The 12,732-nt window shown below is 64.6% G+C and carries 11 protein-coding genes and 1 pseudogene; 1 reads left to right on the forward strand and 11 read right to left on the reverse strand.

From position 1 onward, the window contains the following. The first annotated feature begins 9 nt into the window (after positions 1-9). The gene (locus ABIG06_RS09380; RefSeq protein WP_370135852.1) at positions 10-708 is read left to right on the forward strand and encodes a DUF1045 domain-containing protein; all 699 of its coding nucleotides are present in this window, start codon (positions 10-12) and stop codon (positions 706-708) included. Between the two features lie 9 nt (positions 709-717). On the opposite strand, the gene ABIG06_RS09385 is transcribed toward ABIG06_RS09380, so the two are convergent. The 11 genes and pseudogenes from ABIG06_RS09385 to ABIG06_RS09435 all read right to left on the reverse strand — a co-directional run bounded on the left by ABIG06_RS09385 (position 718) and on the right by ABIG06_RS09435 (position 12,691). Further along, positions 718-1,305: a hypothetical protein gene (locus ABIG06_RS09385; RefSeq protein ID WP_370135855.1), complete on the reverse strand. Its 588-nt coding sequence runs from the start codon at positions 1,303-1,305 to the stop codon at positions 718-720. Between the two features lie 83 nt (positions 1,306-1,388). Next, the gene (locus tag ABIG06_RS09390; RefSeq protein WP_370135857.1) at positions 1,389-2,789 is read right to left on the reverse strand and encodes a selenium-binding protein SBP56-related protein; all 1,401 of its coding nucleotides are present in this window, start codon (positions 2,787-2,789) and stop codon (positions 1,389-1,391) included. A gap of 229 nt (positions 2,790-3,018) precedes the next feature. Continuing rightward, entirely contained in the window at positions 3,019-3,960 is a 942-nt protein-coding gene (locus ABIG06_RS09395) for a dihydrodipicolinate synthase family protein (protein ID WP_124161590.1), read from the reverse strand. Between the two features lie 159 nt (positions 3,961-4,119). Beyond that, entirely contained in the window at positions 4,120-4,890 is a 771-nt protein-coding gene (locus ABIG06_RS09400; RefSeq protein WP_124161591.1) for an enoyl-CoA hydratase, read from the reverse strand. Between the two features lie 14 nt (positions 4,891-4,904). Beyond that, positions 4,905-5,354, reverse strand: coding sequence for a MarR family winged helix-turn-helix transcriptional regulator (locus ABIG06_RS09405; protein ID WP_124161592.1), 450 nt, complete (start codon positions 5,352-5,354; stop codon positions 4,905-4,907). A gap of 48 nt (positions 5,355-5,402) precedes the next feature. Next, positions 5,403-5,627: pseudogene (locus ABIG06_RS09410) on the reverse strand (tannase/feruloyl esterase family alpha/beta hydrolase); the annotation flags it as partial. Between the two features lie 167 nt (positions 5,628-5,794). Next, a complete protein-coding gene (locus ABIG06_RS09415) occupies positions 5,795-7,249 on the reverse strand; it encodes a GntP family permease (RefSeq protein WP_370135860.1) in 1,455 nt (484 codons plus the stop codon). A 3-nt stretch (positions 7,250-7,252) separates the two neighbouring features. Beyond that, entirely contained in the window at positions 7,253-8,272 is a 1,020-nt protein-coding gene (locus ABIG06_RS09420; protein ID WP_424578263.1) for a patatin-like phospholipase family protein, read from the reverse strand. 204 nt (positions 8,273-8,476) lie between these two features. Next, positions 8,477-9,721, reverse strand: a complete 1,245-nt coding sequence (gene serA, locus ABIG06_RS09425; RefSeq protein ID WP_124161595.1) for a phosphoglycerate dehydrogenase — start codon at positions 9,719-9,721, stop codon at positions 8,477-8,479. A 351-nt stretch (positions 9,722-10,072) separates the two neighbouring features. Continuing rightward, on the reverse strand, positions 10,073-11,305 hold the full coding sequence (locus tag ABIG06_RS09430; RefSeq protein WP_370135866.1) for a rhodanese-like domain-containing protein: 1,233 nt from the start codon (positions 11,303-11,305) through the stop codon (positions 10,073-10,075). A 96-nt stretch (positions 11,306-11,401) separates the two neighbouring features. Next, a complete protein-coding gene (locus tag ABIG06_RS09435) occupies positions 11,402-12,691 on the reverse strand; it encodes a DUF1963 domain-containing protein (protein ID WP_370135869.1) in 1,290 nt (429 codons plus the stop codon). Between the last annotated feature and the right edge of the window lie 41 nt (positions 12,692-12,732).

Genomic DNA, 12,732 nt, shown 5'->3' on the forward strand with positions numbered 1-12,732 from the left:
GCTGAGCCGATGACAGGTTTTCCCCGCTACGCGATCTATTTTGCCGCTGACAGCAACAGCGCCCTCTCCCGCTTCGGCGCCGAACTGCTCGGCTATGACGCCCACACCGGCGACGAGGTTTCGTTTCCGCAAGAAGCGTTGCGCGTCGCGCCGGACTGGCGCGACATCGCCGCCGATCCTCGCAAATACGGCTTTCACGCCACGCTGAAGGCACCGATGGCGCTGGTATCAGGCAGGATCGAGGCCGAGCTCATGGCGGCCTGCGCGATGTTCGCCGGCCAATCGCGGACAATTCCAGTGATCCGCCCTGTGGTCGATACCATCAGCGGCTTCATTGCCGTCATTCCGGCCGAGCCGGTCGACGCTCTCCAGCAGCTTGCCGCTGATTGCGTCCGTGAATTCGACCCCTTCCGCGCGGCCCTCGCCGCGGAAGATCGCGCGCGGCGCAAGCCCGAAAAACTCACCGAGCGGCAGCGCGATTATCTCGACCGCTGGGGCTACCCTTACGTGATGGAGGAGTTTCGCTTCCACATGACACTGACGGGACGGCTGGATGCAGAGCGCCGCGGGCCGATTCTGGAGATGTTACGGACCAGGTTTGCGTCGCTTCGTCTCGGCACGCTGGCAATCGACCGCCTCGCCCTGTTCAAGCAGGACGAGGCGAAGGTTCGCTTCCGCATCATCGGCGAGTGGGCGTTGACGCGGTAGGCCTCACGGTCAGCTCCCAAGATTGAAGGCGAGCGCCACGGCACCGACCAGAACGAGGCTGATCGCCCAGACTGCATCCAGATTGAACCAGCTTCGCGAGACGAACCTCAATCCCAGATAGCGGTAGACCAGCCAGGCCAGACATCCGCCGGCGCTGACCATCGCGACAACATGCACCAGGGACACCAGCACCGCCATCCCGACACTTGCCTTCATCAACTCGCCCGCCGCCTCATGTCCGGCATCGAGTTCGAAGGCCTGGCAGAGCCCAAGATAGATCGGCACGAGCATCAAGGCGGCACCATGGGCAATGGCAACGGCAAACGACCAGAGCACCAATTGCGTCGGAGGAATTCGTGCCAGCGCGCGGGGATGACGCCGCTCGATCAGCCGATAGCCGCCAAAGCCGATGACGAGAAGACTCGCACCGATCTGGATCGGACGCTGCCATTCGGCCAGTACGAGCAGGAAGGCGAACGGCAGCAGCACGAGAAGTGTTGCCAGGAGATGCCCGGCCGCCAGAGCCCACAATGCGCGGAAGAGCGCGAGGGGGCTCTTGTCCATAAGCCCGGCCGAAACGGCGAGCGGCCATCCCATTCCTGGATTGACCCCGTGGTAAAGACCGCTCGCAACAAGCGCGAGCCACAGCCAGCCAAGGGCCGGGCTCGCCTGCGTCCCATCTAGACCGACGGGTAGCAAAAGGAGTCCGTCGAACAATCGCCGCCCTCGAGCCTGATCTGGTGCGCACGATATCCGTCGGGGAAGCTCACGAAATAGTCCTTGTCGAGCTCGAGGCCTCCGTTGCGACCGACATTGGCCATGACCTCCACGCCCGGAACCCCATCGGGATAGAACTGGTCATCCCAGGTGGAATAGAGCGAATTGGTCCAGTACACGCGCCTGCCGTCGCGGCTGATCTCGACCATCTGCGGACCCGCCGCAAATGCTTTGCCGCTCGGATGGGGCGTGCGGCGCGCGATACCGCCGATGTGGACCGAGCCCGCAAGCTTCGGCTTTCTGGGATCACTGACGTCGTACTGGCGCATTTCGCCCGTGCCCCAGCACGAGACATAGAGAAACCGGTCATCCATCGACAGGTCGATGTCGGTCACCAGCGGCGGCACGGCGCCAAATCCCTGGAGCAGCGGCGGGAGCTTCTCCTTTGGCGCAGGCTCGGGCGGGATCGTCGCCGTCTTCTCCGCATGGAATTTCCCGCCTTCTCGCCACCAAGTCCAGATCGATGCTTCGAGATTCGTGGTGTCGACCACGACGCCTACGAAGCCGTACTCGCGAACCGGATCGTGCGCCGGTCGTACCTCCAGCGCCATTTGATGATTGGCGCCGAGGTCGATGGTCTGGACGTTGCGACGTGCGCGAAGATCCCAGAAGTGGAGACGATGGCCATATTTGTTCGACAGCAGATCTTCCGGGACGATCCCATTCTCGAACTGCGGCGGCAACGCCCATTCGCTCGTCACCATGTAGTCGCGCGGCAGATTCCACCAGAAATCATAATGCAGCGCCTGCGGTCCGCGGTCGATTTCCCATCGCCCGAGGACCTCGAAGGTCTCGCAATCCATGATGAAAACGCCGGGGGGGCCATCGGTCCCGTCCTTGCCGCCGCCGCCCAGCGTGCTGACGTAAATGCCGTCCGGCCCGCAATGGATCGTGTGTGGCCGCGAGTAGCCGGTCTTCTTGAAGACTTCCTCCGGCTCGATGATCTTGTGGATCTTGGCTTCGGTCGGATCGGGCTTGGTATCGATGATGTAGATCCGCGACGAGCGCAGCCCGGGAATGATGAGATAGCGCCGCTCGATGAAGGCATGTCCGGCGAGCGGCGACAAGGCGGAGGAGCAGGCATTCCAGCCGAAGTGATGGAACTCGTCGCCCTTGTTGGGCATCGTCACGGTGTGGACGATTTGGCTATAGGTCGGCGATCCCGGCTTGACGTCGATGACCGCGAGAGCATCCGGCTTTGAGAAATCCGGACTGAGCAGCAACGTGTAGGCAAAGTTCTCCGCAGGCGCTTCCATCGCAAGCTTGGGCGATGCGTGAAAGGTGGGATCCGGCCTCATCGTCATGGCACTGCCTCCCTGTTCTGTCGGTTTGCGCCAACCTGACTCGGGATAACGGCATAGTGAAGAGGTATTGCGCGATGTCTTGGACTCTCCGCAGGGCCGGTTGGCGAGCGTACAATATGCCATCGCCGGGCTGCGCGAAACCAGCGGAATCGCGTTAATTCGACGCCGTCAGCCGAAATGGGCAGACCCCGTCATCGCGAGCGAAGCGAAGCAATGACGATGGAGAGACTTACCTCCCCCACCGCAGCGCCAGCGCGTCGCGTTCCTTGGCGAGCTCCAGCAATCCCGCGCGCGTCGCCGGATGCAGCGGCTGTAGCGGATGCCGCACGGCTTCCGACTTGATCACGCCGCCGGCCTGCATCATCACCTTGCAGGCGATCAGGCCGCATTGGCGGTTCTCGTAGTTGATCAGCGGCAGCCAGCGCTCATAGGCGGCCTTCGCTTCCTCGCGCTTGCCGGCGAAATAGGGATCGATGATCTGGCGGATGCCATCGGGATAGCCACCGCCGGTCATGGCGCCGGTGGCGCCGGCATCGAGATCGGCCAGCAGCGTGATCGCCTCCTCCCCGTCCCAGGGGCCTTCGATGTCGCTGCCGCCCGCCTCGATCAGGCTGCGCAGCTTTGCGGCGGCGAAGGGAACCTCGATCTTGAAATAGCGGATGTTGGAGAATTCGCGCGACAGCCGCGCCAGCAGCTCGACCGAGAGCGGCGTGCCGGCCACGGGCGCGTCCTGGATCATGATGGGAATGTCGATAGCGCCCGAGAGCACCTTGAAGAATTCGACGATGCCCTTCTCGGGGACGCGGAAGGTGGCGCCGTGATAGGGCGGCATCACCATCACCATGGCGGCGCCGGCCGCTTCGGCCTGCCTGCTGCGCGCCGCGCACACGGCCGAGCTGAAATGCGTGGTGGTCACGATCACGGGAACCCGGCCGGCCACATGTTCCAGCACCGCATGCATCACCGTCTCGCGCTCGGCGTCGGTGAGCACGAACTGCTCGGAGAAATTGGCGAGGATGCAGAGACCGTGCGAGCCGGCGTCGATCATGAAATCGATGCAGCGGCGCTGGCCTTCGAGGTCGAGCTCGCCGCGCTCGTCGAAGATGGTGGGCGCGACCGGGAACACGCCGCGATAGGGGCGCTGGGCCTTGTGTTGTGGCGCGACCGGCATCGAACTCTCCATCCCTGATATGTCTTGCGTCTGTCTCGGCGCCCGCAGAGCGAGGCGCCACAGATGTACCCGCCATGCGGGGCGACGGCAATGCCCGCGCGACATCGGATGGGGAGACCGATATGAGCTCGGAAGCTGCCACTCCGTCGGGAAGTCGGCTCACGCCACCTTGGTGAAATCCGGCGGCCGGCGCTCGGCGAACGCCGTAAACGCCTCGCGCGCCTCCGCGGTGCGCAGACGCTGCGCGAACTGCTCGCCTTCGGCCTGCATCTGCGCGACCAGCGCCTCGCCGTTCCGCATCAGCCGCTTGGTCGCGACGAGGGCACCGGCCGGCTGGCGGGCGAGACGCTGCGCGAGGGCGAGCGCCTCGGCATCGAGCTTGTCGAGCGGCACCACGCGGTTGGCAAGGCCCCATTCCAGCGCCGACCTGGCCGGCACGGTCTCGCCCAGCGCGAACATCTCATAGGCGCGCGCATAGCCGATTCGCGCCGGCATCAAGAGGCTAGAGGCAGCCTCCGGCACCAGCGCAAGGCTGACGAACGGCGTCGACAATTGCGCGTTGTCGGCGAGCACGACGAGATCGCAATGCAGCAGCATCGTGGTGCCGACGCCGACGGCGCGGCCCTGCACGGCTGCGACCAGCGGCCGGGTGCAGCGCGCCAGCGCCTGGATGAAGCGCACGACGTTGCGGCTGCCTTCGGACTTGCCGGCTGCGACCGCGGCGAATTCGCCGACGTCGTTGCCCGCGGTGAACATGTCGCCGTCGCCGCGGATCAGGACGACGCGAGTGGACGGATCGAACTCGGCGGATTCGATTGCATCCGCCAGCTTGCCGTACATCGCATCGGTCAGCGCGTTCTTCTTGTCGGGACGTGCCAATGTCAGCGTGAGAATTCCGCCGTTGCTCTCGATCCGGACGTGCTCGGTCATTCGTCTGCTCCGTGTTATTCGTCTGAACTTCTTGGAAACTTGTCCTGAATGCTCGTCAGCCAGCGCGCGACGATGTCGATCTCCGCAGCCGTAAATCCTTCCGTCAGCGCCGCGTTGACCTCCGCCGCCGCGGTCTTCGCCTGCGTCAGCGCGGCGCGCCCCTTCGGCGTCAGCCAGATGCGCCAGGCGCGGCCATCCTCGCGATCGGCGCGCCGGTCGATCAACTTAGCGGCTGCGGTGCGGTCGACCAGGCCGGAAATGCCGGCCGGCCCCATATCGAGCGCCGCGCCCGCCTCGCCGATCAGGACGCCGTCCTGCTTGCCGAGGATGAACAGCAGCCCCGCTTGCGCCGGCGTCACCGTGCTCTGCGGCTGCGCCGCCATCCAGCGCTGCAAGCGGCGATGCGCGACGCTCAGCAGGTAGATCAGCCGATGATGCTTCGCGGCGCCCGCATTATTTCGCATGCGAAACATCTAGCCGGACACGAGGCGATTGTCAAACGAGCCGTTTCGTCACGGCGCACAGGTGAAGCTCGACGCCTCCGTCACCGCACCCGCCTTGTAGTGCGGCCAGGCCAGCCGGCGGCACAGCGGCAGCGCGCGCAGCGTCGCGAACGAAGGCGCCTCGGCCTTCTGCTCGCTGACTTCGAGATCGCCGGGCGCCTTGCCCTTCTCGACCCGGTCGACCAGCACGCTCAGCAGGTCGACATTGGCCGGCCCGCCGAAGCCGACATGGTCGCATGCTGCAGGCCGACCCAGTTGATCACCGGCACGCCACGAGCCATGCACACAGCTTCGCTCTGTTTCGCTTCATCGTTTCCACGCGGTTTGTTCTGTTGCGTTCGGAAGTTGGCCGTATTCAATGCAGCCTTCTCCCGTCCGTCGACCGCTGACGCCGGCTTTCGTCAGAACGAGCCCAACGCAGTGCCCAGGGCGATCACCGCCACCAGAGCCAGGAGCGAGGTCACGATGCCCACCATGACGATGTCGAAATAGCTGTCACGATGTGTCAGGCCGCAAATCGCGAGCAGGCTGACCACTGCGCCGTTGTGCGGCAGGATGTCGAGGGTACCCCCACCGATCACCGCCACGCGATGCATCAACGCAAGGTCGATGCCGCTCCGCGCGGCAAGCTCGACGTAGGTCGGGCCGAGGGCGTCGAGGGCGATGGTCATGCCGCCCGATGCCGACCCTGTCAGTGCGGCCAGGATATTGGTCGCGACGGCGAGCGAGACCAGCGGTCCCCCTTCGATCGCCAGCACCCAGTCGCGCACGATCGTGAACGCCGGCAGCGAGGCCACGACGGCGCCGAAGCCGACGAGGCTGGCGACGCTGAACGCAGGCAGGACCGATGCATTGGCCCCGGCGTCCATGGTCCGGCGCAGCGCCGGCAGGCGCGCCCAATTCAGCGCGATGGTCGTGACGATGGCGGCAGCCAGCGCCACCGCGACCGACCACACGCCTGCAACGGCTGCAAGCGTCGTGTCACCAAAGCGTTGCTCCGCGAGATAGCTGACATCGAGCCGCGGCAGCACCACCAGCGACATCACCAGATTGACGGTCACGACGACGACGAGCGGCGCCATGGCGTTCAGCACGGGCGATGGCCGCCCGCTGCGATGACCGTGCTGTAGCTCCGCCGGATCGAACTCACGGGCAGTCGTCGCACGCTCGCGCACGAGCTCGTCGGCAGCGGCCTGCTCGATCGCGCCCTCGGCATCGTCGCCATAGTCTTCTCCAGCGCGGCGCGCCGCAGCCTCAGCACGATGCAGCCACCACAATCCGGTGCCGAGCATGATGAACGAGGCGACGACGCCGAGGCCCGGCGCGGCAAACGGCGTCGTGCCGAAGAACGGCATCGGGATCGCATTCTGGATCGACGGCGTGCCAGGCAGGGCCGACATGGTGAACGTCGACGTTCCCAGCACGATCGCGGCTGGGATCAGACGACGCGGTATCGAAGCGGCACGAAACAGCGAGCGTGCCATGGGAACGATGACGAAAAACGCAACGAACAGGCTGACACCGCCATAGGTGACCAGCGCACCGGCGAGCACGACCGCCAGGATCACGCGCCGTTCGCCGAGGCGCTCCGCCATGAAGCCGGCGACCGACGTCACCGCGCCACCGTCATCCATCAACTTGCCGAAGACGGCGCCAAGCAGAAAGATCGGGAAGAACTGCGCCAGAAATCCCGCCGCATTCACCATGAACACCTGGGTCAGGTTCGCGAGCAGCGGCTCGCCACCGAACAACGCGGCAATGAGTGCGGCGAACGGCGCGAGCAGCAGGACGCTCCAGCCGCGGAAGGCGAACAGGACCAGCAGACCGAGCCCGACGAGGAGGCCGAGGAGACCCATGCCTCAGCACTCCGACAGCAGGACATCGAGATCGGCGGTCGAACGACGGCCGATCTCCGCGCCGTGCTCGGCGAGGAAGTCGTCCGCAGCCATGCGCCCCTCGGCGCGCAGCATCGAAACAAACTCCCACTCCGCGTTGAGCTTCGAGGAGGCGCCGAACTTCGCCAGCATGTCGCTCTTGATCCGGTGTATCCGCATCTTCGCCCAGCGCGCGCCCTCGCCGCTGCCGGGGTCCGCCGCCTGTCGCAGCAGCGCGATCATGCGCAGTTCCTTCATCAGCGGCGAGTTGAAGGAGATTTCGTTGAGCCGGTTGAGGATTTCCGCAGCCGCCCGCGGTTCCTCCAGCCGCTCAGTCGGATTGATCTGGACGAGAATGGTGTCATGCGCGTCGCTTTCGCGCACCAGCGGCGTGATCGTCGGGTTGCCGGCGAAGCCGCCATCCCAATAGGGCTCGCCGTCGATCTCGATTGCGCGGAACATGGTCGGCAGGCAGGCCGATGCCAGCAGCACATCTGCCGTGATCTCCGCGTTGCGGAAGATACGGCCGCGCCCGGTGCGCACCCGCGTCGCGGTGATGAACAGCTGGATCGGCGAGCGGACGAGGCGTTCGAAATCGATGCTCTTGGCCAGCACCGCGCGCAGCGGATTGTAGCCGGTCGGATTGAGGTCGTAGGGCGACAGCACACGCGACATCAGGTCGGTGAGGATGTAGAAGGGCGACGTATCGAGGGTCCAGCGCCCCATCAAGCGGTCGAGCGGCGAGCGTTGCAGCGGGCTGAAGGCCGCGGCCTTGGAGACACGGCGCCAGTATCGATCGAGCTCCTCGCGCGCGCCCTCGGCGCCGCCGGCCGTCCAGCCGTCCGCCAGAACCGCCGCATTCATCGCGCCTGCGGAGGTTCCGGAGATTGCGGCGATCTCCAGCCATTTCTCTTCCAGAAGACGGTCGAGCACCCCCCAGGAGAAGGCGCCGTGCGAACCGCCGCCCTGAAGCGCGAGATCGATCAGTACGGCGTCCCGTTCCATGGCGGACACTCACGCAACTGAAGCTCAAATTCGACGCGATTTTTGGCCGGGCCGAATTCGACGACAGTGTGGGAGCAGTTGCTACAAGTTGCAACCGGAACGTGGGGTGGTCTAGAGCTATTTCCGTTCTGATGCGATCGGAACGGAAATGGCTCTAGATTCTGGTTGACGCGTTTTCTTTGTATCCACTTCGCTCGAAAGCGCTTAGTGCTCGAACACCAGCCGCGCGCCGACGGTGCCTTCGAGGGCGCGGATCTGCTGGAGCAGTTCGCCGGAGTCCTGGCCGCCGAGATCGGCGTCGAGCACGACATAGCCGAGGTCGCCGGCGGTCTCCAGATATTGCGCGGCGATGTTGATGTCGCGCTGGAGGAAGACCTCGTTCAGCCGCCGCAGCATGCCCGGCACGTTGCGATGGACATGGCTGAAGCGCGCGCCGGAGGGGCGAAGATGCAATTGCACTTCCGGGAAGTTCACCGCGCCCATGGTCGAGCCGGTGATGAAATAGTCGACCAGCTTGCGCGCGACCTCGCCGCCGATGCGCTCCTGCGCCTCTTCGGTCGAGCCGCCGATATGGGGGGTGAGGATGACGTTCTCGAGGCCCTGAATGGGACTCTTGAAGCGATCGGAATTCGAGGACGGCTCGACCGGAAACACGTCGACGGCCGCGCCGGCAAGGTGACCATCGCGCAGGGCGCCGGCAAGCGCGTCGAGATCGACCACGGTGCCGCGGCTGTTGTTGATCAGGAACGAGCCCGGCTTCATCGCCCGCAGCTGCTTCTCGCCGATCATGCCCGCGGTCTCCGGCGTCTCTGGCACGTGTAGGCTGACGACATCGCTCAGCGCCAGCAGCTCTTCGAGCTTCTCGACCGGCTCGGTGTTGCCGTGGCGAAGCTTGTCGGTACGGTCGAAATAGATCACGCGCATGCCCATGGCTTCGGCCAGGGTCGAGAGCTGCGAGCCGATATTGCCGTAGCCGACAATGCCGAGCGTGCGGCCGCGCACCTCGCGGCTGCCGGTCGCCGATTTGTCCCACCCCCCGGCATGGGCCGACACCGAGCGCGGAAAGATCCGCCGCAGCAGCATCACGATCTCGCCGATCACGAGCTCGGCGACGCTGCGCGTGTTGGAGAACGGCGCGTTGAAGACGGGAATGCCACGCTTGCGCGCCGCCGAAAGATCGACCTGGTTGGTGCCGACGCTGAAGCAGCCGACCGCGAGAAGCTGGTCGGCGGCCCCGAGCACCTCATCGGTGATCTGAGTCCGCGAGCGGATGCCGAGCAGCGATACGCCCTTGAGCGCGCGTCGCAGGTCCTCGCCGTCCAGCGCCTTGGTCAGCCGCTCGACATTGGCGAAACCCGCGCTCCTGAACAGGTCCACGGCACTGTCATTGACGCCCTCGAGCAGCAGCGCCTTGGCGCTTCGCTCAGGGCTTTGACCTGGGGCTGACATGAAATCTCCGTAAGTCACAGCTTTGCCGCAGCTCATAGACCGTGGAGGATGTGCAGCACAATAGGGGCCGGATACGGGGAGAAGATGGCAGGAGCCCGTGCGCTTGGCATCCCACCAGCTCCGCCGTTCCCGCGCTCACAGCAGCCGTGCCGTCATCCCTGCGCAGCGGCGAAGCCGCTGTCGCTGGAGGTGCGAGTGGCGCGATGCTTGGCATCGCGCCGGGAGCCTCGAAGAATGAACAGCCCCGATGCAGCCGGGCCGTCGCCCTTCGGAGGGCCGCTGAAGGAGCGGCCACCTCAGGGTGACGGTGATAGATCAATGCGAGCGGCAAGGATCACCGCTCGCTCGCCGTCAAATCACGTAGAATCCGTGCGTGCCGTCGCGGCGGAGCTGCTCGACGAGGCCATATTCCCAATCGAGATAGGCCTGCATCGCAGCTTCGGCCACATCGGTGCCTTCATAGGGGCGGCGGTAGCGGTGTGCCGGATCCGGCCTCGGCAGGACGTGCGGCTGCCCGATCTCGAGCGCACCGTCATAGCCGCCTTCGAGCACATAGACTTCCCAGCCCATCTGCGCCAGCCAGGACGCCGTCATGTCGGCGCGGACGTATCTGTCGTCGGTCAGGAGAATGCGCGCACCGCGCACGGGAGCGGCGATGTCAGTCTCCTGGACGAGCTGGCCGCCCGGATAATGGCGGAAACCGGGGAGATGGCCGGCCGCATATTCCTCTGCGTCGCGCACGTCGAAGCGATAAAGCGTACGATGGGCCTGGGCGGCAAGCGCAGACATCTCGTTCACACCGACACGGCGAACACCTGCGCGGTAGGCGACATCGCGGGCATTGGCCGGACCGCCCTCGAACGGCCCGATCGCTCCGCGCCTGTCAGCGCCGTGGTCGAGATTGTGCCGCGCCAGCGTCCAGCCGATCGTGCCGTTGCGCAGCGCACGCACCTTGTTGGGCACGCCGGCATTGATCAGCGACTGGGTGCCGATGATCGAGCGGGTGCGGCCGGCGCAGTTGACGATGATCGTCGTCTCGAGATCGGGTGCGGCTTGCCCTGCGCGCAACACCAACTCCGCGCCGGGTACGCTGACCGAGCCCGGAATATTCATGGTCGCATATTCATCGAAACGGCGGACGTCGAGGATGGCGATGTTGGCCTTGTCGGCGATGAGCTTTGCCACTTCATCGGCACTCAGCGAGGGTGTATGGCGGCGCGACTCGACCAACTCGCCGAAGGCCTTGGAATAGGAATTGACGTCCTCGAAAACCTCGAAGCCCGCATCGCGCCAGGCGGTCAGCCCGCCGTCGAGCGCGCCGATATCGGTGTAGCCGAGCGCGGCGAAACGCTCCGCGCCGGGTGCGACCAGCCCCTTCCCATCGTCATAGAGCACGATCGGCACGTCCTTGCGCGGCAGCCTGACCTCGGCCTCGACGGCGATCCGGTCCAGCGCCATGTTGGCGGCGAACAGCGGATGGCCGGTCGCGAAGGCCGCCTCGTATCTGAGATCGAGCAACGCGATCTCCTCGCGCAACAGCAGCGCGCGGCGGATGTCGGCAGGGGTGACGGTCGGAAGCTTCATGGCATGGACCTTGAGGACAGAGCCAGGAGCTTTTGAACCATTGCGGCGGTGTTGGCCAGCGATATCGGAGAACAGGACAATGGCGCAGATATCGGGCTAGTCGCACTCGAATGTCGCGACGACCTGCGAGAAGTCGCGTTGATCAAGAGCATCCCGACCGATCCAGAAATGAAGCACACCGCCAATGTTGGAGTGCCAATTGAAGAAAGCAAGATCACCCTGAATCTGAAGCAACAGCACGTCCTCCAGGTGCACCTCGGTCGCATCTTGCGGGCCGCTGCCGTATCCCAGCATCTGATGAAGCGCAGTTCTGAAGTGGCGGTGCTTGCCGTCGCCTACGGTTGGCGTCTTCCAGTGATTCTGCCGCGCCAGATTTGCGACGTAGCTGGACGGGGCGTGGTCGGAGATATCGACGTCCTGAGTCGCCATGCAACGGATCGTATGGTTGATGGCGTTGCCGAGGTCGTGCGCGATTGTACCCGCATATGTGGGCACCTGCCCGTCCAGCTTCTCGTAGGCATGCACGATCTTGAACCACCAGGATCTGAAGCTCGTCTTTGTATCCGGATCGACGTCGTCCATTGGGGTAAGCGCCCGACAGCGCTCGAGCCACCCGATTACACCAGCGCGTAGCCGCTTCAATTCAACAGTTGCTTCGTCGGTGAGCGGCTTGCCATAATATCCACGCGTCAGATCGCGTTGGACGTACGACAATACCGACCGGACCACATAGGTGATCAGGAGCCAGTTGAAGGGCCAATCCTCGTCCTTTTCGTATTCGGACGCAGCTCGGAATTGAAGCAGATCATTCTCCTGCGGCTCCCCCGGACCCAGCGCCCTACACAATTCTTTGACCATAAGCTCCCCTCCGATGGCGTCCTCCCGGAAGTAGAAATCGCGGAACGGTCGGAAGGAGACCGGATATTTGAATTCGACCTTGGAATGAAAATCGAGGTTGGGGTCGAGCCATCTGACCTGGGAATCACCGTCGGTGCCTGCCAGCGGCATCAGGTCTGGCGGTGGTGCGCGGTCGGGATACGCGCCACCATCCGTCGGGCTATAAAGTACGCGACAAGGTGGATGCCCTTCGCCAACAAACACAGAACTACAGAAAAAATAAAGGGTGCCCCGCGTCGGAAGCGGCGACCAGCCGGCCCCAGGCACTTCAGCCAGGTCAATTTGAGCCACGAATGTAAGCGCAACCTTTTCCGGTTTTTCATTGGCCGTGACCTCTGCCGTCGGCCAATCAAATTTCGGGGGCAGCTTGGGAAGCCCGCCGAAAAAGCTCCGCGCCGGGTGCGCGAGCGGCACGGGCAGATCGCTGCGTCTGACCAGCACCGCAGGCAGCGCCGTCTCTTCGATTTCATCTTGCTCGGATCGCGCCATCGATCACCCCAACTTTCGCATGGACTTCGCCAATCGAACCA

The organism is Bradyrhizobium sp. USDA 326, assembly GCF_049739485.1.
Classification (GTDB): domain Bacteria; phylum Pseudomonadota; class Alphaproteobacteria; order Rhizobiales; family Xanthobacteraceae; genus Bradyrhizobium.